Origin of the sequence: Collinsella sp. CLA-ER-H10 (assembly GCF_040092475.1) — a bacterium.
In the GTDB taxonomy this organism is placed as follows: Bacteria; Actinomycetota; Coriobacteriia; order Coriobacteriales; family Coriobacteriaceae; genus Collinsella.
In genome coordinates this window covers 83,310-104,173 of sequence record NZ_JBBNLM010000006.1, presented here as the reverse complement: position 1 = coordinate 104,173, position 20,864 = coordinate 83,310, and the positions used below count along the sequence as shown (strand labels likewise).

Sequence of the window (20,864 nt, the reverse complement as noted above, 5' to 3'; positions counted from 1 at the left end):
CGGAGAATTGCGCCTTGTCTCTTCTCACTCGGACGGTAGGTTGGTATCTTTCAAGTGTGGAAAAACGCGCATCGAAGCGCGTGTAGGGGAGCGCCCGCGGGCGCTGTACTCAAGAAGGAGGGACACATGGCTAAGTTTGACATCATCGCCGCGACCGGTTGCCCGACCGGCATTGCGCACACCTTCATGGCGAAGGAGGCGCTGGAGAAGGCTGCTGCTGAGCGAGGTCTGACCATTAAGGTCGAGACTCATGGCCAGGTCGGCGTCGAGAACGAGCTCACCAAGAGCGAGATCGCCGGTGCCAAGGCCGTCGTCGTCGCAGCCGATAAGGATGTCCAGGCTGAGCGTTTCGCCGGTAAGCCCATGGTTTCCGTTGGTGTTTCCAAGGCCCTGTCTGTCGAGGCTGCTGGTAAGCTGATCGACCGCGCGCTCGCCGCCAAGGGCGACGACACGGTTGCCGCTGCCGCCGATGTCGAGGACGAGGTCGAGGAGAAGGAGTCCATCGGTCACGTCATCTACAAGCACCTCATGAACGGCGTCAGCCACATGCTGGTCTTCGTCGTTGCCGGTGGTGTTCTGACCGCCATTTCGTTCCTGTGGGGCATCACGTCCTTTGATTCGACGGCTGCCGACTACAACAGCTTTGCCGCGATGCTCAAGATTATCGGCGGTATCGCCATGAACCTCATGGTTCCGGTGCTCTCCGCTTACATCGCCGAGTCCATCGGCAAGCGCCCGGCGCTCGTCCCCGGTTTCGTCGCCGGTATGATTGCCATCCAGGGCTTGCCTGTTAACGCCGATACCGGCATGATCGACGCCGGTGGCGCAGGTGTGGGCTTTGGCTTCCTAGGCGGCATCGTCGGCGGCTTCCTCGCTGGCTATGTCATCCTGCTGCTCGAGAAGGTTTTCTCTAAAATTCCTGCGAGCCTTAATGGCCTGAAGGCAATCTTCCTGTATCCGCTGTGCTCTACCGCCATCGTCGGTCTGGTCATGCTCGGTATTTCCGGCCCCATGGCTGCCATTAACCAGGGCATGATGGATTTCCTGCAGAGCCTCGGTAACTCCGGTCCGGTGATCCTTGGCCTGGCCATCGGCTGCATGTGCGCCTTTGATATGGGCGGCCCGGTCAACAAGGCTGCTTACGCTACTGGCACCTTCCTGCTCGGTACCGCTCTCGAAGCTGGCGTCGGCACCGAGACCTACAACTTCGGCACCAACTTCATGGCTGCCGTCTCCGCCGCTTGCATCGTTCCGCCGCTGATCACCACTTTTGCCGTCGTTGTCGGCAAGAAGTACTTCAGCCAGGAGGATCACGACGCCGGTGTCGTTAACCTCATCCTTGGTTGCACCCACATCACCGAGGGCGCCATTCCGTTCATGACCAAGAACATCTGGCCCGTGATGCCCATCATGATGCTCGGTTCCTCTATCGCTTCGATCCTGACCATTATGTTCAACGTTCACGATCCGGCGCCTCACGGTGGCTTCCTGGTCCTGCCCGTTGTCGAGAACGGTCCGCTGTGGGTCCTCGCGATCCTCATCGGCGCTGTGGTCGGTGGCATCCTGTTCGTGGCCTTCAAGAAGTACGACTTCGAGAAGAATCAGAAGGCCGCTCCTGCAGCCAAGCCGGTTGAGGCTCCCAAGGCCGCTGCCGTCGAGGCCCCCAAGGCCGAGGCTGCCGACTTCGTGAAGGTCGAGAATGTCTTTGTCGCCGAGGACTTCGCTTCTCGTGACGAGGCTCTGAGCTTCGTTTCCAACCAGGCCGTCAAGGCAGGTATCGCCAGCGACGCCGACGCCGTGATGAACGCCTTCCTGGCCCGCGAGGCCGAGGGCACCACGGGCATGATGGAGGGCTTCGCCATCCCGCATGCCAAGTCCGACGCCATTACCGAGGCTGCCGTCATCGTCGTCAAGGACGAGTCCGGCGTGACCGGTTGGGACACCATGGACGGCGCTCCCGTCAACGTGGCTATCGCCCTGCTCATCCCCGGTGCCCAGGCCGGCACTACGCACCTCAAGATCCTGTCCAAGGTCGCCGAGGCGCTCATGGACGAGGACTTCCGTGCCACCGTCAAGGGTTCCACCGACGCCGCCGAGATCGCCAAGACGATCAACGCCCGCCTGGTCTAATCCCCCAGCTCGCGAATAACATCGCCCCCTGTATATAAGGCGGAGTCCCTCTCCAGGGCCTCCGCCTTTTTCATCCCCAAATAAGTTGCGGTGAAATAGGGACTGTTTAAACGATTCAACCCCAAATTCAGTCCCTATTTCACCGCAACTTATAAAAGGGCATAGAGGGGGCTACCTATCGAGTCTTTGTCGCGAACAGATCATCAGCCAGAATTCCGTTCGCACGATATCGCTCTGGACCGACCGAGTTTCCGCAGCTCGCCCGCCGGACGGGGCGATTAAGTTTGTCGCGAGTTCCGCACACAAAGGAAAGCACTTAATGTGCTTTCCGTCTTGCGCAGGACTGTAGAGCAGCAAACTTAATCGCCCCGTCCGGCGGGCGAGCGCAGGGATACGACATCTGTCCAACAATTCGTGTGAAACACAATGAAAAACCGTTTGATGTGAGTTAATATAAACAACGTCGTGAATCTGACTCCTGCCACATGCATGACAGGGGTTAAACACAAAAAGGAGTCAACTATGGTTTCTGAGAAGGCTACCCTCGTTAATCCTCAGGGTCTGCACATGCGTCCGGCTGGTCTGTTCGCCTCCACCATGGGCAAGTACGCCTGTGACGTGACGGTCGTCACCCCCGAGAAGGAGGTCAACGGCAAGTCCCCGATGGCCCTCATGGCTGCTGGTATCCCCTGCGGCACCGAGGTCGAGGTAAAGTGCGACGGCGCTGACGAGGCCGAGGCTCTGGCTGCTGCCATCGAGCTCATCAAGAGCGGTCTTGGCGAGTAGAACTCAAACGGGTCGCATGTTGAACAACTAAGTTCATATTTGGGGGCGCAGTGACCTGTTGTAAGGTAACTGCGCTCTTTTGTCATGGATATGGCAAAACGCTTTATCACATGACACGGAGAGAGGAATGGGAATGTATCAGGGAGTCAACGCTTCCGAGGGCATCGGTATCGGCACCGTCATGGTCGCTGTCGATCCCGACTTGACGTTTGAGCCGCACGAGGTTGCTGATTCGGCAGCAGAGAAGGAGCGCTATCAGTCCGCTCTTTCGGTCTTCTGCGAGAAGACCCAGGCTCAGGCCGACCACATGAAGGAGACGGTGGGCGAGGCCGAGGCCGAGATCATGAGCGGACATATTGTCCTGGCTCAGGATCCGGGTATGACCGACGCCATCAACGCCGCCATTGACGGTGGTACCTGCGCCGAGCAGGCGCTTATGGACACCTCGACCATGTTCGAGAACATGTTCCTGTCCATGGACGACGAGATGTTCCGTCTGCGCGCGGCCGACATCGCCGACATCCGCACCGGTATTCTGGCCGAGCTGCTGGGCAAGGAGGTCGTCGACCTCTCCGTCCTGCCCGAGAACACCGTCGTTGTCGTGCATGACCTCACGCCGTCCATGACCGCCACGATCGATAAGGCCCACGTTGCCGGTATCGTCACCGAGACCGGTGGCCGCACGTCGCACTCCGCGATCATCGCGCGTGCCCTCGAGATCCCGGCTGTCCTTTCGGTTTCCAACAGCTGCACCGCGCTGCGCAACGGTATGACCGTTGTCGTCGACGGTGGCAAGGGTATCGTTGAGGCCGATCCCGACGAGGAGACGCTCGCTGCCTACACTGCCAAGGCCGAGGCCTTCGCTGCCGAGAAGGCAGCCCTCGAGGCCTTCCGTGGCAAGCCGTCCGTGACTGCCGATGGCATCAAGAAGATCATCGCCTGCAACATCGGTAACCCTGATGACGTGCCCAACGCGCTCGATCACGATGCCGAGGCCATCGGTCTGTTCCGCTCCGAGTTCCTGTTCATGGACTCTGCCGAGCTTCCTTCCGAGGAGGAGCAGTTCAACGCCTACCGTAAGGTCGCCAGCGCGCTCAAGGGCGCTCCGGTCATCATCCGCACGCTCGATGTGGGTGGCGACAAGGAGATTCCGTATCTGCACATGGTCAAGGAAGATAACCCCTTCATGGGCTTCCGCGCCGTGCGTTACTGCCTGGCCAATCCCGACCAGTACAAGGTCCAGCTCCGCGCTCTGCTGCGCGCTAGCGCCTTCGGTGACGTAAAGATCATGATCCCGCTCGTCACCTGCGTCGAGGAGGTCTTGGCTGTCAAGGAGCTTGTCGAGCAGTGCAAGGCCGAGCTGACTGAAGAGGGTCGCAAGTTCAACGAGAACATCGAGGTCGGCATCATGGTTGAGACGCCTGCCGCTTCGCTGCTCGCAGACCGTCTTGCCGAGGTCGCCGACTTCTTCTCCATCGGCACCAACGACCTGATCGGCTACACCATGTGCGCCGACCGTGGCAACGACACCATCTCCAACCTGTACCAGGTTTACTATCCCGCCGTGCTCCGCTCGCTCAAGAACATCATCGAGAGCGGCGTGAAGGCCGGCATCATGGTCGGTATGTGCGGCGAGGCCGCTGCCGATCCGCTGCTCGAGCCGCTGCTGATCAGCTGGGGCCTGGAGGAGTTCTCGATGAGTGCTCCGTCGATCCTGCGCGCCCGTAAGACCATCAGCCAGTGGACCAAGGCCGAGTGCGACGAGCTCGCCGAGAAGGCGCTCGCCTGCAACACCGCCGCCGAGGTCAAGGCACTGCTCGAGTCCGCAGCTCGCTAATTTGGTATCAGAGGTAACCGCGTGGTTGGAATGGGCCGGCCACGCGGCCCTCACATATACAGGGGGTACTGTAAATGTTCTACACGCTAACCGCTAACCCGGCTGTCGACATGACGGTTTCGAGCTCTCCGCTCGAGCCCGACGAGAACGTCCGCACCGGTTCGGCCAGCTACACGGCTAACGGCAAGGGCCTCGACGTGTCCTTCGCCTTTAAGAAGATGGGCGTCGACACCGTCGCGCTCGGCTTCTTCGCTGGCTTCACGGGCAAGTTCATCGTCGAGGAGGTCATGAACCTGGGTTGCCTCTGCCGCCCGGTCTGGACCGACGGTATCACGCGCATTAACACCTACGTCAACGATGGCCAGCACGAGTACGGCATCCTGAACCCGGGTGCTCCGATCACGCCGCAGCACCAGGAGGAGCTCTACAACATCCTGGACACCGCGGGCGATCTCGAGTGCCTGATTGTCTCCGGCTCCGTGCCTCCCAAAGCTACGCCCGACTTCCTGGCTCAGGTCATGGAGCACGCTCAGGCTCGTGGCGCTGACGTCGTCCTGGACCTGTCCTCCGACAAGCTCAAGGAGCTCGCTCACAAGAAGCCGCTGCTCATCAAGCCGAACCATCACGAGATGAAGGCCATCTTCGGCGTGCCGGTCGACACCGACGACGAGGTCCGCGTTGCCATGAAGATGGCTCACGACGCCGGCGTTCAGAACGTGCTGCTCACCCGTGGTAGCCGCGGCGACGCTTACTTCTCCAACGGCGAGGACATCTGGTACGCCAAGCGTGAGTTCAACATCAAGCTGGTCTCTTCCGTCTGCGCCGGCGACTGCACCCTCGCTGCGTTCCTGCACAAGTGGTACAGGGATCGCGACAACGTCGAGGAGGCCATGAAGCTCGCTATGGCCACCGGCGCCAACGTTGCCGAGTCCGTCGGCATTGGTGACTTCGGTCACGTCGACGAGTACAGCAAGCGCGTTGCTGTCCGCAAGCTCGATCGTCAGTAATCGAAACGCGACATATTCGTGCGCATGCGGCGCCCCGGTTTCGGCCGGGGCGCCTTTTTTGTTCCGCCATGGGGGAGAGGTGTCCTGCCGTACTTCATCGCTTCCACACCGTTCACCGAGTTGTCCTAGCCTTTTACCGATGCGTGGAATATACTTTCATTAACACGTTGCTTCGTGAAAGGAACATTCATGATTTACACGCTCACTGCTAATCCCGCCATTGATTACAACATCGCCTGCGACGGCCTTACTGCCAATACCGTCACGCGTACCCGCAATGCCGTCTACACGCCCAACGGCAAAGGCCTCAACGTCTCGTTTACGCTTGACCACTATGGTGTCGACACCACGATCCTGGGTTTCTTCGCCGGCTTCTCGGGTGAGTTTATCGTTAAGGGCGCCGAGGCCCTGGGCGTGCCCGTCAAGCCCGTGTGGACCGACGGTATTACGCGCGTCAATGTGTTCCTCAACGCCGGTCCCGACACCGAGTACAACATGGTCAATGCCGGTGCCGCCATCAATGAGGCCAACGAGCAGGAGATGTTTGAACTTATCGATTCGCTCGATGACATGACCTGCCTGGTCATCAGCGGCTCGCTGCCTCCCAACACTTCCGAGGGCTTCTTGGCCGAGGTCCTGCGCCGTGTCAAGGCCAAGGGGGCCGAGTTCGTCCTCGACATCTCGAGCCATCAGCTGGCAGACCTCATTGCTCTGGAGCCACTGCTGATCAAGCCCAATGACGATGAGCTGCTTGACATCTTTGGCATCAAGGTGAGCGGTGGCGACGACGAGTCCGTCAAGGGCGCTATGGCCGAGCTGCACGCCAAGGGCGCCAAGAACGTGCTGCTGACCCTTGGTGGCGCCGGTGCGTACTTCTCCAACGGCGAGCATATCTGGTTTGCCAACCGCACCTTCGACGTCAAGCTGCTGTCGACGGTGTGCGCCGGCGATTCCTCGCTCGCTGCCTTCCTGTCCGTGTGGCACGACGCCCCCGAGCGCGTCGGGGACGCCCTGCGCCTTTCGATGGCCACTGGCGCCAACGTGGTCGAGTGCCCCGGTCTGGGTGATTTTGCCAAGGTGGACGAATATAAGAAGCACATCGAGGTTCGCCAGGTCTGCTAGTTCCGGCACCTTGTCTGAATAGTTTGATTATTTCGCATCCGTCTTAGACTAGGACGGATGCGTTTTTGTTTATCGGACTTGCGTGTGCAGTGGAGGCTGTTTCTTGCTAGACTTCTTGCAGACGCAATCGATAGCCAATTTGATAGTCGCAGGAGGCCATAGGCATGTGCAATGTTTCGCTCAACGGTACTCAACCGTCCGATGCGTCCCTGCGCGTCCTGCGCGCGCTTGAGGCGGCTGGTCTTGAGGCTTGGTACGTGGGCGGTTGGGTGCGCGACGCCCTGATGGGGTACCCCAGCCACGATGTTGATATGTGCTGTAGCGGCCTGTGGCAGGAGTCCAAAGCGGCGCTCGAGGCCGCCGGCATCGCGGTTGTGGAGTCGGGCATTAAATTTGGCGGAATCACGGCTATTTCCGATGGCGAGCGTATCGAGGTCACCACGTACCGTCTGGATGGCTTTTACACCGATGGTCGCCATCCCCAGAGTGTGGAGCGTGCCGCCTCGCTCGAGGACGATCTGGCGCGCCGCGACTTTACCGTCAATGCCATGGCCTGGCATCCCGAGCGCGGGCTTGTCGACCGCTACGACGGCCAGGGTGACTTGGAGCGCAAGCTGATTCGCGCTGTCGGCGATCCCAAGCGTCGCTTTAACGAGGACGCCCTGCGCATGCTGCGTGCTGTGCGCTTTGCCTGCCGTCTGGACTTTATGATTGAGCCCGAGACCAAGCGTGCGCTTGCCGAGTGCGCGCCGCTGCTCGATGCCGTGGCGCGTGAGCGTGTGGGTATTGAGCTCGAGGGCATTCTTTCGACCGGTCACGGGGGAGACGCCATGTTGCGCTACCCTGAGCTCATCTGCGCCGCTGTGCCCGAGTTGGCAGCGGGTCGCGGGTTTGATCAGCGAAGTGTCTATCATGCGTTTAACGTCTACGAGCATATCGCCCGTGTGCTGACGGTTGCAGGGGAGCTGGCGCTGTGCGACGGCGTCGCGCCATCGTCGAGCCTTATGTGGGCGGCGTTTTTGCACGATGTCTCCAAGCCCGAGTGCTTTACGGTCGATCACGCCGGCAGCGGACACTTCTACGGTCATCCCGAGCTCGGCGCCAAGAAAGCGCGCGTCATTATGGATCGCCTGGCACTCTCGCACGACCTGGTGCGCGACGTTTGCCTGCTCATCAAATATCACGATAAGCCGTTGCGCCCCGAGCGCTCCTGCCTGCTCAATATGATGCGCGCGCTTTCGGGTGAGGGCGTCGACACGGCCCGCCTGATTGACGAGCTCATGGACCTCAAGCGTGCTGACACGCTTGGCAAGGCCCCATCGTGCTTCTATTACGTTGAGACGATTGAGGAGATGCGCGCGATGGCGCACGAGCTGCTGAGGGCGGGGGAGCCCTATACGCTCAAGATGCTCGCCATCAACGGCGGCGACCTGATCCGTGCTGGAGTCAAGCCCGGGCCGGAACTGGGGCAGCTTCTCAACTCCGCCCTCGACGCCGTGATCGAAGACAACATTCCCAACGATCGCGAAGCTCTTTTGGTCCATCTCAACTTGAATTAGCTACCTAGTTTACCTGCGTGTTCCATAACCTGCCGACAATTTTTCGGCAATTTGGAATTTCTTCTTGCGCTGACGTTTTTTGTCCCGTAATATATTACCTCGCAGCACGGCAGTGCAGATGTCATGTGGCCCGTTCGTCTAGCGGTTTAGGACGCCGCCCTCTCAAGGCGGAGATCACCAGTTCGAATCTGGTACGGGCTACCACTTCTTTTCTGCTGAGGCTTATGGCCCGTTCGTCTAGCGGTTTAGGACGCCGCCCTCTCAAGGCGGAGATCACCAGTTCGAATCTGGTACGGGCTACCACGCATCTGATACCCGGACTTCCTATGGAAGGCCGGGTTTTTTATTTTTAAACAACCGTCTGCAATTCCCGTTTGAACCAGAGCTTTGCGTTCTGCCTATGGCCCTTACGGGTACAATATCCAAGATATTTTGACTGTTAGAAGGAGTCTCATGACGGAGTCCTCTCAGCATACGTCTAAGCCCCAGGTCGAGGTTGAGGCCTCGGGCGGAGATGACAATAAGAGCGCACGCCGCGGCGCCATCTTTATCGGCGTCGTGCTGGTAGGTTATATCGTCTATCTGGTGGTAACCGGGCAGATGGGGCAGTTCTGGGCCGCTATGTCGAGCGTCCAGGCGTCATGGCTCGTTGTCGCGTGTCTTTGCATGTCCATGTACCTGTTCTTTGGCATTGTGGCCTATGCGATCGCCGTCTGGCTCGATCCCAATTCGCCCGTCGGCATCCGCGACCTGATCTCGGTCGAGGCGAGTGGCATCTTCTTTGGCAACCTGACGCCCATGATGATGGGCTCCACCCCGGCTCAGATCTATCGCCTGACCAAGGCCGGCCAAAACGTGGGCGAGGCCGGCGCCACGCAGTTCACGCGCTTTATCGTGTATCAGTTTGGCCTCGTTGCCTGGGGCGCTATCCTACTGCTTGCTCGCATGCCTTTTTTTGCCGAGCGCTATGGCGACATGACGCTGCTGTGTGTCTTTAGCTTTGGTGGGCACTGCTGCATCTTGCTTGGCATCTTCGCCGTCGCGCTCATGCCTAAGACCGTCACGCGCGTCGCCCATTGCATCATCAATTGGCTCGAGCGCATTGGTGTCTCGGCCACTAAGATCGAGGGTTGGCGCACGTTTGTCGATGGCGAGATCTACTCGTTCTCTGAGAAGTTCAAGCTTTCGGCTGGCCACTTTTCGTCCATGCTGCTCACGGTGGTCATCACCATGCTGCAGCTCGCGTTTTTCTACCTCGTGCCGTATTTCCTGATGCTTGCCTTTGGCCACCATGAGGTCGACTTTTTCTCGGTCATGGCCGCGAGCGCCTTTGTCCAGCTGTTGAGCTCTGCGGTCCCCCTGCCCGGTGGAACTGGTGGCGCTGAGGGCGGCTTTGCATTGTTCTTGGGTCATTTCTTTGGGTCGGCTTCGACCGCCGGCTATCTGCTGTGGCGTCTCATTACGTTTATTGCGCCGACCATTTTGGCTGCGCCCCTGTTGGGACTTAAGAGCGCCCACAACGAGAGCATCCATGCGCGCTGGGATCGCGTGATGCGCAAGCTCGGCCGCACGCCTCAGACGCCCTCTGCGCCCACTAAGCCGCACCCCACTAATGCTGTTACCGTTGATCCCAAGAAGCACGCTCAGAAGGCTTCTGGGACCGCTAAGCCGGCTCATAAGGCCTATGTGCGCCAGACAGGCGATGGTATTCGCGTATCTCCGTCGGCACTCAATAAGAAGAAGCACCCTAAGTCGCAGTAGGGCAGTCGTGCGTTCTTCATGATGCGGGGCATATTTGTACTGTATGGGGGATAATCCTCTTACGTAGATTATCTCTCATCTGTTGATGAATGCTCGCATATCGAAGGGACATGCCCATGGCAACCAGCAAACCGCGTCTTGACCGCCGCATCGTTCGCAGCCGCAATGCCATCCTTTCCGCTTTCGAGCGCCTGCTCATGGAAAAGCCGCTGGCAGACATTACGGTGAGTGCCATCGCGCGCGAGGCCAATGTCGACCGCAAGACCTTTTACGTTCACTTTGGCACGGTTGACGGCCTGCTCGATGCCATTGCCGTCGATGTGGTGGAGATGATTGTCGACTCGGTCGAGAAAACGCTTGCTTCCATGGACGGCGACACCAACGAGCGCGCCCTGGGCGCGGCGGCGACCTTCTTTAAAACCGTTAACGAGGCACTGTGCAACAACTTGGTGCTCAATCGTCAGCTGATCGAGAACATTCCGCTCGATGATTTTATGGCTCGTCTTCGTGCGCCGCTCGAGCACGAGATTGCCGAACGCGATCTGCTGCCCCAAGGTCTCAAGGACGAGATGTTCGACTACTATCTGGCGTTTTTGCTGTCGGGTATTATCGGTATCTATCGCACGTGGGCGCTGTCTGACGGTTCGGTTCCTATCGAGCGCGTCTCTGGGGTCGCCAACGATCTGACTCTCAATGGTCTGTCGAGTCTGGAATCTCGCTTCGAATAGCATCGATAATTCAACAACTTATAGAAGTTGCGGTGGAATAGGGATTATTTTGGTTATTGGAAGGCCGTTCTGGTCCCTATTTCACCGCAACTTAGTAAAACTGTTTTGATGGTAAGGCGGAGCAGCCTCGAAGATGAGCCTCGAGACTGCTCCGCTTCATTTCTGAGCGTTTGTCGTGTAGGGCAGCATTAATCGCCGTTTTTGAGTATGCGGCCCTGTTTTTCGAACTTGTGCATGTCGCTATCGGCCATGCCCTGCGACTTGTCCTCGTGACGCTTGGCGTATAACGGATCGTCGGAGTCGTTCCAGATGCGGTCGGCGACAGGTGACCATGCCTCGGCGGCAGCCTGGGTCTTTTCGCGCAGCTGCTCGGGTGACTCCTTCTCGATTAGGTCGGTGCTCATTGCGCCACTCTCGGCGACCAGTTTGGGCAGCACGTCGGGATTCTCGAGCATGGGGCATGGTTTGAGGTAGTTGTCGTTAAACGGCATGTTCTCGTAGTACTTCATAAAGAGGGGAGAGCGCAGCGCGTCGAGTAAACTCACATCGTGGATGTTGGCGTTTGAGTAGTGGATGAACACGCACGGCTCCACGTCTCCGGCGGCGTTGATGTGCAGGTAGCGGCGGCCGCCGGCGATACATCCGCCTACAAACTCGCCGTCGTTTTGGAAGTCGAGCGTAAACAGCGGCTTCTTCTCACGCATTTCGCGGATAAAGTGATACATGTGCTCGCGCTGCTCGGGCGTGGGCATGAGCTCGGGGGTTGCATTGCGGCCAACCGGCATAAAGTGGAAGTACCAGCAGAAGAGTGCTCCCTCGCCGATCATCCAGTCCATGTTCTCCTCGGTAGCAACCGTATCGGCATTGGCGCTGGTCCAACAGGTGGAGATACCAAACGGCAAGTCGCGCTCGCGCAGGAGTTTCATGGCGTGCTCGATCTTTGCGTAGGTACCCTCGCCGCGACGGGCGTCGGTGGTGTGCTCATTGCCCTCGGCGCTGATGGCGGGGACAAAATTACCTACGCGAATCATATCGTCGCAGAAGGCCTCGTCGATCAGCGTGGAGTTGGTAAAGCAGAGAAACACGCAGTCCTGATGTTTTTCGCAAATTCTGATCAGGTCGTGCTTGCGGACGAGCGGCTCGCCGCCGGTATAGATGTAGATATGCGTACCGAGCCCTTTGCCCTGCGTAACGATAGAGTCGATGTCTTCGAACGAGAGATTCTGCTTGTAGCCGTACTCGGCGGCCCAGCAGCCCGTACAATGCAGGTTGCAGGCGCTCGTGGGATCGAGCAGGATGGCCCACGGAACGTTGCACTGGTACTTTTCGCGGTTCTTTTCCTGCTCTGGCCAAGCTAGCAGGTTGGCGTCGACAATGAGGGTCTTAAGCAGTTTGGTTCGCATCTGGGGATTAAGGCTGAACACACGCATGATCAGGTCATACCAATTGCCGCGGCTCTTGATGACATTGGTGAATGCCTCTCGCTGTACAGGAAATACGCGATTGGGGACCAGCTTGTTCACGAGGTCCATGATTTTGTCGATGTTTTCTTGCGGGTTGTCGTCGAGATAATCGATGAGCTTGTTGAGCGCTGCACGCTCTGCTGACCGTGTAAGCGACATGGGTATATCCTTTCACGTGTGCTTAATGTGTGATAATACCCACTTGTGGATTAAACGAAGTCTAAAGATTTGTAGTGTGTCTATTCAACGAATCAATTTAATTTGGGGTGAAGCGTTATACGCCGACACCTTCTAAGTTGCGGTGAAATAGTGTCAGATGGGGATGCGGACGATTTCTTGGACCGCGCCTAGGCGTATCCATTGGAATCCTCCGATGCGCCTTCGCACGCTTGCATGACCTCGATACCATGCGATCGTGCGAACTCGACGAGCTCTGCGTTGCGGGCGTTTATGGTGCCGAAGGCGGCGGGGCACACGATAAGGCGCGCGCAGTGGACGAGGAGCTCTTTGGCGCGGGCTATGGTTTTATCCCCGATCGGCTCGAAGGCGCGCTCGGCCACGCATTCCGTCGCCAGGTCGCGCGCGAGCTCGCAGTCGATGTCCCCTTCGTGCAGAATGCCCGCGTAGAACGCCTTGCCCTGCCGGATGAGCTGGCGAAACACAGCTGACCCCGTACCTGCGCCGGCGATGACGAACGTGTGCGCATCGCCGTGTGGGCGCCCAATTTCCACGCTGCCGAAGCGCTCGTTGAAGGTGCCATGTTGAAGGCCGTAGAGCTCGCCAATCGTCTCGCGCGTGAATATGTCCTCGGGTGCGCCGGCGCGGAAGACCCGGCCGTCCTTCACGCAAATCACCTTGTCGGCGCTTTTCTGCGCGAGCTCGAGTTCGTGGATGGACATGATGACAGCAACATTCCGCGATTTCGCAAGGTGGCGAAGTATTCGCAGCAGGTCGATCTGGTAGCGGATATCGAGATACGACGTGGGCTCATCGAGCACGAGCACACGCGGATCCTGCGCGATGGCGCGTGCGAGCATGACGCGCTGGCGTTGCCCGTCGCTTATCTGCATGAAGTCGCGCTCGGCGAGCCCTTCCACATGTGCGGTTTTCATGGCCTCGTCGACCCGATTATGGTCATCGGGCGTGAGTGTGCCCATTCGCCCGGTGTAGGGATGCCTTCCCGCCTCTACGATATCGCGGCAGGTGAGGAGCTCGGTCCGGGGGCGATCTGTCAGCATAACGGCAAGGTTCCTTGCGAACTCCGCCGTCTTCCATCGGGAAATCTCTCGCCCGTCGAGCTCGACCGTGCCGGCATGCGGTGCCAGATGGCGTGTGATTGTTTTCAAGATGGTCGACTTGCCCGAGCCGTTCGGCCCGATGAGCGCCACGACGTCGCCCGCGCGAACCTCCAGATCGACGCCTTCGACTACGACCTTCTTGTCGTAACCCGCCGACAGGTCGCTTATGCGGAAAAGCGGCGCTCCGTCAGCCTGCGTTTCGACCGGGGTTTCGAGGTTCGACTCCCCTCCGAGCGTTTTGGGCTGCGGCACGAATTTCCCCATCTACCTCACCCGCTTCTTCAACATGAGTGCGATAACCACCGGCGCGCCGAAGATGGCGGTGACGGCGCTGATGGAAAGCTCGACGGGGGAGAACAGCGTGCGTGCGATCAAATCGCAGCCCGCGCAGAAGATGGCGCCTCCCAAGAAGCACGCAGGAATCACGCGGATGGGCTTCGACGACTTCAGCGCCGACTTAACGAGATGCGGAACCGCGATGCCTACGAACGACACCGGACCAGCGAACGCGGTCACGCAGGCGGAGAGCATGCTTGCTAGAAGGACGAGCACCACGCGGAAGCGTGCGACGTTCACGCCGACGCTTTTTGCGTAGGCTTCTCCCAGCTGGAAGGCGGAAAGGGGCTTCGATATCGCGAATACGCATGCGCTCACGGTGATCACCACGACCGCGATGACCGCGACGTCGTCCCAGCTCGAACCCGAGAAGCTACCCAAAGACCAGTTGTGCAGGTTCACGATGGACTGGTCGTCGGCGAAGGCGATGAGGAAGTTCGTCGCCGCCGAGCAGATGTATCCCACCATGACGCCCGCCACGATGAGCATGGCCATGGAACTTATGCGCCGTGCGATGAGGAGCACGAAGCCGATGGTGATAAGCGATCCCAGAAACGCTGCGGCCACCATGACCGGCGAGGACATGGCCTGGTTCGCGCCCAGAAGCACGATCATCGTAAGCGCGACGACGAACTTTGCGCCCGAGGAGACGCCCAAGATGAACGGGTCGGCGATGGGGTTGTTGAAAAACGTCTGCAGCAGGAACCCGGAGAGCGAAAGTGCCCCGCCGAGAAGTATGGCTGAAAGCACGCGCGGCAGGCGAATCTCCCAGATGACCTGGCTTTCCATGGAATTGGCCGCGCCGCCCGAAAGGATGTCGGGGATGTGGTCTGCGGGCACGAGCACGCTCCCGATGCACAGGTTGGCCCCGACGAGCACGATGAGGGCAACAGCGAGCAGCGCCGTCACGACGCGACACCGCGCGGCGCGCCCCGATTCGTCGTATGCCATGGTAAGCCGGCTTCTCATGGCGCTAGCCGAGCTTCCTCAGATAATGGAAGTCACTCGTGTCATCGCCGGTGAACGCCCCGTGCAGCTCGTCGATAATGTCGGCGGTAGAAGTCATCTGCTGGTACATGTCGGCGCTTGTGACCCAGACGTTGCCGTTCTTCACGGCTTTGAACTGCGACAATAGCGCGTTTTTGCCTACGAAGTCGTTCAAGGTGGCAACCGATTCGTCGATGGTGCCGTTGTAGACGATGATGTCGGCATCCTTCGCCGTCGCGTAGAAGCGCTCCATTTCGAGCGTTACTGACGAACCTGACGTCGACGCCGCCTGCGCGTCATCGAGCGCGTAGCTGCCGCCTGCAAGCTCGATCATCTGCGCCACGTAGTCGCCCGCCCGCCGCGTGACGGCGGCCCCGTTCGAGTTAATGTAGAAATACGCCACGGTTTTACCTGACGACGCGAGCCTCGACGTTTGCTCGACGCGGGCCTTCTGCTCGTTGAACAGGTGCGCGGCCTCGTCTTCCTTGTCGAACAGGACGCCGAAAAGCTTAATCCACTCGACGCGCCCGAGTGCTTCGGGCTCGCTCGACGACTGTTCGGTGAGCACGACGAGCCCGAGCTTCTGCAGCTTTTCCTTCACATCGGGCGTGTGGTTGATCATGGTGTTCTCGATGGCGAGCGTGCAGCCCGAGGCCGATATTCGCTCGTAGTCGGGCGCGCTGTACTTGCCGCCGTAGGCGATCGCCCCACTTTCGAGCGCGCTTTTGAAGCCCCCGACCGAGCAATCGTCGGCCTTCGTGCCCGACATGAGGATATTGTCGTTCGCATCGAGCGCGTCGACCAGGCACATCGTCGCCGACGACACGAGGTACACCTTGTCGGCGGGGCGCCTTATGACCGCGATGTCGGAGCTCAACCCATCAGGTACCTTTGCATTTTGCGGCACCACGAGGAAGCGCTCCCCGTTCGAAATGCAGATAAGCCGCAGGCCGCCTTCGTACTCGTCGACAGTGAAGTGCTTGGCGTATTCAAGCTGAAGCGCCCCCGTCGGCTCCCAGCCGCAGCCCAAATCGGCGTTGTGGAAGTCGGCCGCGGCGCTTGAAGCCGTTCCCGCAGGGGAGTCGCCGCTTGCATCGTCGCCCGTTTTCTTCTTCATGGTGGATGAGTCGAAGTAGAGCGTGTAGTCGATGGTGTGCGGCGTCGACATGGCGACGGTCTCGGCCGACACGGCGATGTCCTCGTCGAGCGTGACGGGTATCTCGAACGTGGAGTTGCCGCCGTCGTTTACGGGCGCGTAGTCTACGCCGTCGACGGTCATCTTGTCGTAGTTCGAACTCGACCAGGTGATGGTCGCGGTGTAGGTGTCGCCATCCTTCACAATTGTGGTGGGTGAGGCGATGCTTGCGCGCCCTGACCCGCCGGAGAGCGAGACGCTCACAGTGTATTCCTGAGAGCCTGCCGTGCCACCGGTCGCGTTCGGGCTCGCACTGCACCCCGCGAAGGGAAGCGCGAGCAGGGCGACGAGAACGCAGGCGATCGCGCGCACCGCGATGCTGCGACGCTTCCTGCTTTCCCCCTTGGGAAGAATCGACCGCATGGCGTTACTTCAGTGCGTCGGCGCGCAGATCGACGCCGGCGGATTCGAACACGAGCGTGCGGTCGTACCACTGCTCTTTTCTAATACTCCACGCGGCGCAGGCGGTGTCCTCGTCGAGCGCTTCAACGGGCACGTCGTAGGTGTACTTGCCTTCCGCGTTTTCCACATAGGGGATGAAGTCGGCCTCGCTCGCGGCGGCAGCCTCGTCGCCCGTGCCCATGAAGAGCTTGCCGTAGCCCGTGCCGGAAAGCGTCATTACGCAGTGCATGGAGCCGTTTTCCACGATGAGCTGGGCGTCCACAATCCTGAACATGTTCGAGCTGGAATCTACGGTGATCGGATAGGTGCCGTCGGCCACCTTGTCGGCGGTGATGGGGGCAGCGCTTGCGCCCTCGGGCGCATCGGCCGCCTGTTCGGTCTTTTCCTGGGAATCGGCATCGCTTGCCTTTGCGCTGTCGATTGAATTTCCGCCGCAGCCGGCGAGCGAGAACGCGAAAAGCGCCGCTGACAGGGCGAAGGCGAGGGTTTTCTTCAACATGGAGGGGGTTCCTTTCAATCGCTTCGACCGCCCGCGCCGTGCGGTGGGCTGACGGGATGCGAATGCAACGGGCATGCGCCGTCAGTCGGGGAAGGCGCATGCCCGTTGCACGGGGACGCGACCGGCGCCCCCGTGCGCGGCGAGTTTACAGCTTGGCGATGGCGTCGTCCACGTGTGAGACGTAGATGTCGTCGACCGCGGCGTTCTGTCCCAGACCCTGGAGCAGGCACGTCACTTCGAAGCCGGCGGCCACGAACTTCGCAGCCCAGCTGTCGGGGTCGGTCTCGTCTGCCATGTCGTTGTTCGCGTGGTCGCCCGCGACCACCATGAACGGCGCGAGCACGGCCTTCTTGTACCCTGCGGCGCTCGCGGCGGCGATAACATCCTCGCAGGTCGGTTCAGCCTCGACGGTGCCGACGAAGAACTGCGTCAAGCCCTCGTTCTTGAACACTTCCTGCATCTTGGCATAGTCGGCGTTGGAACCGGCTTCGGTGCCGTGGCCCATGAGGCACAGCGCCGTCTTGCCGTCGTCGAAGGACGCCATGTTCTCCTTAATGGCGGCGGCCACCTTCTTGTAGTCGTCGTCGGAGGTGAGCAGCGGGTCGCCGAGCGAGATCTTGTCGAACTTGTCGGCGTACTTGTCGAGCTCGTCTTTCACGTCGGCGTATTCCAGGCCAGCCATGAGATGCGTCGGCTGCACGACGATTTCCTTCACGCCGTCTTCCACGCAGCGGTCGAGCGCCTCGGTCATGTTGTCGATCGTGATGCCGTCGCGCTTCTTCAGCTTGTCGATGATGATCTGCGCGGTGAAGGCGCGGCGGATGTCGTAGTCCTGCCAGTACTTCTCGCGGATAGCGTCTTCGATGGCGCCGATGGTGATGTGGCGCGAGTCGTTGTAGCTCGTGCCGAAGCTCGTGACGAGGATGACCGGCTTCACGGCCTTCTCCTTTTCACTCGATTTCTCGGAACTCGCGGAGGTGTTGGAGCAGCCCGCGAGCGCGACTCCGGCGAGCGCGACGACTCCGGTTGCTGCGGCGCCCATGAAGCCGCGGCGTGACATCTGGTCGGACATGGTTTTTCCTTTCCTCGGTTTGCCGGTCCCCCGGCGACAGTTGCTTGTCGGCACAAGCGAAAGAAAAGCGCACCCCTCGGGGTTCACAAGGAGCTAACGCCACGGCGATGCCGTGAGGAAAAGGCGAAGCAGTCTGGCTTGGGGCGCGAGGCGGTTCGCCCGCGCGTCCTATACAGTAATGTCCCTTGCCCAGGATTCCCACCTGGTTCCCTCCGCAAGCCAGCGCAGGCTGTGCGGGCGCCGCGCCGGTCATTTCCTTTTATCCGATTGTCATATGCTCGTTGCCGAAACTTTTACTATGATAGTGGGCACTTGTGAACGTGTCAAAGCCAGGGCGGGCGGCATTGCGCCTCCTGCCTGCGTATTTGCGCCGATTGCCGCCGCAGACGCCGTGTTTTGCCCGCTGCGCGAAGGGCGGCGTAAACGGTTGCGATGAGAAACGGGAAGGGAAGGCTCGGATGATTCATATCGTTGGCGCAGGCTCGGGCGCCGCCGACCTTATCACGCTGCGCGGGGCGCGCCTTCTGCGCGCGGCCGACGTGGTCGTTTGGGCGGGAAGCCTTGTGAACCCCGAGCTGCTCGCTGAGTGCAAGGAATCCTGCATCGTCTACGACAGCGCGCACATGACCTTGGAGGAAGTGCTCGACGTGATGTGCGCGGCGGATGCGCGGGGCGAGGAAGTGGTGCGCCTGCACACGGGCGACCCGTGCCTGTACGGCGCCATCCAGGAGCAGATGGACGCACTCGACGCGCGCGGCGTGGACTACGAGGTGGTGCCCGGCGTGTCGAGCTTTTGCGGTGCCGCGGCGGCGCTTCGCCAGGAATACACGCTGCCGGGAATCAGCCAGTCGGTCGTGATCACGCGACTTTCCGGACGTACCCCCATGCCCGCGGGCGAGGGCATGCGCACCATGGCGGAAAGTGGCTCGACTATGGTCATCTTCCTGAGCTCGGGTATGCTCGCCGAGCTTTCCGCCGAGCTTTTGGCCGCGGGCCGCAGCTCCGACGAGCCGGCCGCGCTCGTGTACAAGGCGACCTGGCCTGAGGAGCGCGTGGTGCGATGCACAGTGGGCACGCTCGCCGATGCGGGCGCGCGAGAGGGCATCGACCGCACGGCGCTCGTGGTGGTGGGCCGCGTGCTCGGAGCTCGCGGCGGGTTTTCGCACAACGGCGCGCAAGCAGAGTCGTACGAGCGCAGCAAGCTTTACGACCCTTCGTTTGCCACGGGGTATCGGAAGGCGAGCAGCTAGCGTGGCCTTCGAGCACTACATATATACCGGGACGACCCGCCTGCGCTGCGGCTACACCACGGGGAGCTGCGCCGCGCTCGCGGCGAAGGCGGCCTGCGAGATGCTTTTGTCACGAAAGCCCGTCGGCCGCGTGTCGATCGTCACCCCCGGCGGGCTGCCCGTCGAGGCGAACGTGGTCGACGCATGCATCGGCGAGGGGTGCGCCCAGTGCGCCGTGCGAAAGGACGCAGGCGACGATGCCGATGTGACTGACGGCGTACTCGTGTACGCGCACGTGGAACATGCGGGGTCGGGCACGGGTGCTGCGGGCAGCAAGGACGTGCCCGCGCGCGAATCGGAAGTTTCCGTCGATGGCGGCGTGGGCGTGGGGCGCGTGACATTGCCCGGGCTCGAGCAGCCGGTGGGGGCGGCCGCCATCAACGCGACGCCGCGCGCGATGATCACTTCGGCGGTGCGCGAGGTGTGCGCCGCGCACGGCTTTTCTGGAAATATTGCTGTGACGATTTCGGTACCCGAGGGTGTTGCCCTTGCCAAAAAGACCTTCAACCCGCATCTGGGGATAGAGGGCGGCATCTCCATCCTGGGCACGACGGGCATCGTCGAGCCGCGCAGCCTCGCTGCCTTGCGCGACAGCATCGAGCTCGAGATCCGGCAGCATGCGGCTATGGGGCGGCGCGGAGTCGTGCTCACGCCCGGCAACTACGGCGGGCAGTTCATCTCGGGGCATTTCCACCTAAACGGTGCGCCGGTGGTCTTCATCTCCAACTTTGTGGGCGATGCGATTGACTGCTGCGTTCGCGAGGGATTTACCAATGTCCTTCTTGTGGGACACATCGGCAAGTTGGTGAAGGTCGCGGGCGGCATCATGGACACCCATTCGCGTACCGCCGACTGCCGCGCGGAGATTCTGGCCGCCCACGCGGCCATGGCCGGCGCGGGCGCGAAGACCGTGCGCGAGATCATGTCGTCCGTCACGACCACGGCGGCGCTCGAGGTAATCGAGGCCGCCGGCGTTGGGGACGCTGCGCGCGCCTCGCTCGCTGCGGCAATTGAGGACAGGTTGCGCCGCCGCGCGGCGGGCGCATGCGACATCGCCGCGGTCGTGTTCGACGCCGAGCGCCGCGAGCTTTTCCGCACGTCGGGCGCCGATGCAGTTATCGGGAAATTGGGGGCGACGTATGAGTAAAGGCGTGCTGTACGAGGTGGGCCGCGCAATCGGCTGGCCGGGGACGAAGGTGGTCATGAAGGCGCGCCGCTCGCTTGCGGACACGAAGCGCATTCTTCGCGAGGAGGGCGCCTTTGACGGTGCCGAGCTCGTAGAGGACTGTGGGCTTCCGGGCGAGCGCGTGTACCGCTCGCTTGACGATGTGCCCGATCGGGGCAGCTACTTCTCGACGATGGTGGTGCGCTAGATGAGGATTTCCTGCATAGC

The 20,864-nt window shown here is 60.6% G+C and carries 17 protein-coding genes and 2 tRNA genes; 13 read left to right on the top strand and 6 right to left on the bottom strand.

The window, feature by feature from the left end:
* The first annotated feature begins 126 nt into the window (after positions 1 to 126).
* The 10 genes from AAAX36_RS04545 (at position 127) to AAAX36_RS04500 (ending at position 10,930) form a co-directional block, all read left to right on the top strand.
* On the top strand, positions 127 to 2,130 hold the full coding sequence (locus AAAX36_RS04545; RefSeq protein WP_349074251.1) for a fructose-specific PTS transporter subunit EIIC: 2,004 nt from the start codon (positions 127 to 129) through the stop codon (positions 2,128 to 2,130).
* A gap of 522 nt (positions 2,131 to 2,652) precedes the next feature.
* The gene (locus AAAX36_RS04540; RefSeq protein ID WP_022094575.1) at positions 2,653 to 2,916 is read left to right on the top strand and encodes an HPr family phosphocarrier protein; all 264 of its coding nucleotides are present in this window, start codon (positions 2,653 to 2,655) and stop codon (positions 2,914 to 2,916) included.
* A gap of 133 nt (positions 2,917 to 3,049) precedes the next feature.
* Entirely contained in the window at positions 3,050 to 4,753 is a 1,704-nt protein-coding gene (gene ptsP, locus AAAX36_RS04535) for a phosphoenolpyruvate--protein phosphotransferase (protein WP_035138206.1), read from the top strand.
* A 74-nt stretch (positions 4,754 to 4,827) separates the two neighbouring features.
* Positions 4,828 to 5,760, top strand: coding sequence for a 1-phosphofructokinase family hexose kinase (locus AAAX36_RS04530; protein ID WP_006233969.1), 933 nt, complete (start codon positions 4,828 to 4,830; stop codon positions 5,758 to 5,760).
* Between the two features lie 189 nt (positions 5,761 to 5,949).
* Positions 5,950 to 6,882 (top strand): 1-phosphofructokinase, encoded by a 933-nt coding sequence (locus AAAX36_RS04525; protein WP_138112436.1) that lies wholly within the window; start codon positions 5,950 to 5,952, stop codon positions 6,880 to 6,882.
* A gap of 164 nt (positions 6,883 to 7,046) precedes the next feature.
* Entirely contained in the window at positions 7,047 to 8,441 is a 1,395-nt protein-coding gene (locus AAAX36_RS04520) for a CCA tRNA nucleotidyltransferase (RefSeq protein ID WP_349074249.1), read from the top strand.
* Between the two features lie 127 nt (positions 8,442 to 8,568).
* Positions 8,569 to 8,645: transfer RNA gene (locus tag AAAX36_RS04515), tRNA-Glu, on the top strand.
* A gap of 22 nt (positions 8,646 to 8,667) precedes the next feature.
* Positions 8,668 to 8,744, top strand: a tRNA-Glu gene (locus tag AAAX36_RS04510).
* A 150-nt stretch (positions 8,745 to 8,894) separates the two neighbouring features.
* Positions 8,895 to 10,202 carry a lysylphosphatidylglycerol synthase transmembrane domain-containing protein gene (locus tag AAAX36_RS04505; protein ID WP_349074247.1) on the top strand — a complete coding sequence of 436 codons (1,308 nt, stop codon included), beginning with the start codon at positions 8,895 to 8,897 and terminating at the stop codon, positions 10,200 to 10,202.
* 116 nt (positions 10,203 to 10,318) lie between these two features.
* Positions 10,319 to 10,930, top strand: coding sequence for a TetR/AcrR family transcriptional regulator (locus AAAX36_RS04500; protein ID WP_175406030.1), 612 nt, complete (start codon positions 10,319 to 10,321; stop codon positions 10,928 to 10,930).
* A 188-nt stretch (positions 10,931 to 11,118) separates the two neighbouring features.
* On the opposite strand, the gene AAAX36_RS04495 is transcribed toward AAAX36_RS04500, so the two are convergent.
* The 6 genes from AAAX36_RS04495 to AAAX36_RS04470 form a co-directional block, all read right to left on the bottom strand.
* Positions 11,119 to 12,552, bottom strand: a complete 1,434-nt coding sequence (locus AAAX36_RS04495) for a radical SAM protein (RefSeq protein ID WP_349074244.1) — start codon at positions 12,550 to 12,552, stop codon at positions 11,119 to 11,121.
* Between the two features lie 188 nt (positions 12,553 to 12,740).
* On the bottom strand, positions 12,741 to 13,943 hold the full coding sequence (locus tag AAAX36_RS04490) for an ABC transporter ATP-binding protein (RefSeq protein ID WP_349074241.1): 1,203 nt from the start codon (positions 13,941 to 13,943) through the stop codon (positions 12,741 to 12,743).
* A 12-nt stretch (positions 13,944 to 13,955) separates the two neighbouring features.
* Positions 13,956 to 14,978 (bottom strand): iron ABC transporter permease, encoded by a 1,023-nt coding sequence (locus tag AAAX36_RS04485; protein WP_195503389.1) that lies wholly within the window; start codon positions 14,976 to 14,978, stop codon positions 13,956 to 13,958.
* A gap of 22 nt (positions 14,979 to 15,000) precedes the next feature.
* Positions 15,001 to 16,572, bottom strand: coding sequence for an ABC transporter substrate-binding protein (locus AAAX36_RS04480; RefSeq protein ID WP_349074238.1), 1,572 nt, complete (start codon positions 16,570 to 16,572; stop codon positions 15,001 to 15,003).
* 4 nt (positions 16,573 to 16,576) lie between these two features.
* On the bottom strand, positions 16,577 to 17,110 hold the full coding sequence (locus AAAX36_RS04475; protein ID WP_035138217.1) for a hypothetical protein: 534 nt from the start codon (positions 17,108 to 17,110) through the stop codon (positions 16,577 to 16,579).
* A 145-nt stretch (positions 17,111 to 17,255) separates the two neighbouring features.
* On the bottom strand, positions 17,256 to 18,182 hold the full coding sequence (locus AAAX36_RS04470; protein WP_349074236.1) for a sirohydrochlorin cobaltochelatase: 927 nt from the start codon (positions 18,180 to 18,182) through the stop codon (positions 17,256 to 17,258).
* A 458-nt stretch (positions 18,183 to 18,640) separates the two neighbouring features.
* Here AAAX36_RS04470 and cobM point away from each other — a divergent pair, with 458 nt between their 5' ends.
* The 3 genes from cobM to AAAX36_RS04455 are packed head-to-tail and all read left to right on the top strand — an operon-like array spanning position 18,641 to position 20,844.
* A complete protein-coding gene (cobM, locus tag AAAX36_RS04465) occupies positions 18,641 to 19,432 on the top strand; it encodes a precorrin-4 C(11)-methyltransferase (RefSeq protein WP_161161413.1) in 792 nt (263 codons plus the stop codon).
* Between the two features lies 1 nt (position 19,433).
* Positions 19,434 to 20,618: a cobalt-precorrin-5B (C(1))-methyltransferase CbiD gene (cbiD, locus tag AAAX36_RS04460; protein ID WP_225093541.1), complete on the top strand. Its 1,185-nt coding sequence runs from the start codon at positions 19,434 to 19,436 to the stop codon at positions 20,616 to 20,618.
* Positions 20,611 to 20,844 (top strand): hypothetical protein, encoded by a 234-nt coding sequence (locus AAAX36_RS04455; protein WP_195361484.1) that lies wholly within the window; start codon positions 20,611 to 20,613, stop codon positions 20,842 to 20,844. Before cbiD ends, AAAX36_RS04455 begins: the two co-directional genes overlap by 8 nt.
* The last annotated feature ends 20 nt before the right edge of the window (positions 20,845 to 20,864 follow it).

What these genes read in the sequence shown, in the direction of transcription:
- AAAX36_RS04545 (WP_349074251.1), top strand. Translation starts at nt 127, where the DNA reads ATGGCTAAGTTTGACATCATCGCCGCGACCGGTTGCCCGACCGGCATT.
- AAAX36_RS04540 (WP_022094575.1), top strand. Translation starts at nt 2,653, where the DNA reads ATGGTTTCTGAGAAGGCTACCCTCGTTAATCCTCAGGGTCTGCACATG.
- ptsP (WP_035138206.1), top strand. Translation starts at nt 3,050, where the DNA reads ATGTATCAGGGAGTCAACGCTTCCGAGGGCATCGGTATCGGCACCGTC.
- AAAX36_RS04530 (WP_006233969.1), top strand. Translation starts at nt 4,828, where the DNA reads ATGTTCTACACGCTAACCGCTAACCCGGCTGTCGACATGACGGTTTCG.
- AAAX36_RS04525 (WP_138112436.1), top strand. Translation starts at nt 5,950, where the DNA reads ATGATTTACACGCTCACTGCTAATCCCGCCATTGATTACAACATCGCC.
- AAAX36_RS04520 (WP_349074249.1), top strand. Translation starts at nt 7,047, where the DNA reads ATGTGCAATGTTTCGCTCAACGGTACTCAACCGTCCGATGCGTCCCTG.
- AAAX36_RS04505 (WP_349074247.1), top strand. Translation starts at nt 8,895, where the DNA reads ATGACGGAGTCCTCTCAGCATACGTCTAAGCCCCAGGTCGAGGTTGAG.
- AAAX36_RS04500 (WP_175406030.1), top strand. Translation starts at nt 10,319, where the DNA reads ATGGCAACCAGCAAACCGCGTCTTGACCGCCGCATCGTTCGCAGCCGC.
- AAAX36_RS04495 (WP_349074244.1), bottom strand. Translation starts at nt 12,552, where the DNA reads ATGTCGCTTACACGGTCAGCAGAGCGTGCAGCGCTCAACAAGCTCATC.
- AAAX36_RS04485 (WP_195503389.1), bottom strand. Translation starts at nt 14,978, where the DNA reads ATGGCATACGACGAATCGGGGCGCGCCGCGCGGTGTCGCGTCGTGACG.
- AAAX36_RS04480 (WP_349074238.1), bottom strand. Translation starts at nt 16,572, where the DNA reads ATGCGGTCGATTCTTCCCAAGGGGGAAAGCAGGAAGCGTCGCAGCATC.
- AAAX36_RS04475 (WP_035138217.1), bottom strand. Translation starts at nt 17,110, where the DNA reads ATGTTGAAGAAAACCCTCGCCTTCGCCCTGTCAGCGGCGCTTTTCGCG.
- AAAX36_RS04470 (WP_349074236.1), bottom strand. Translation starts at nt 18,182, where the DNA reads ATGTCCGACCAGATGTCACGCCGCGGCTTCATGGGCGCCGCAGCAACC.
- cobM (WP_161161413.1), top strand. Translation starts at nt 18,641, where the DNA reads ATGATTCATATCGTTGGCGCAGGCTCGGGCGCCGCCGACCTTATCACG.
- AAAX36_RS04455 (WP_195361484.1), top strand. Translation starts at nt 20,611, where the DNA reads ATGAGTAAAGGCGTGCTGTACGAGGTGGGCCGCGCAATCGGCTGGCCG.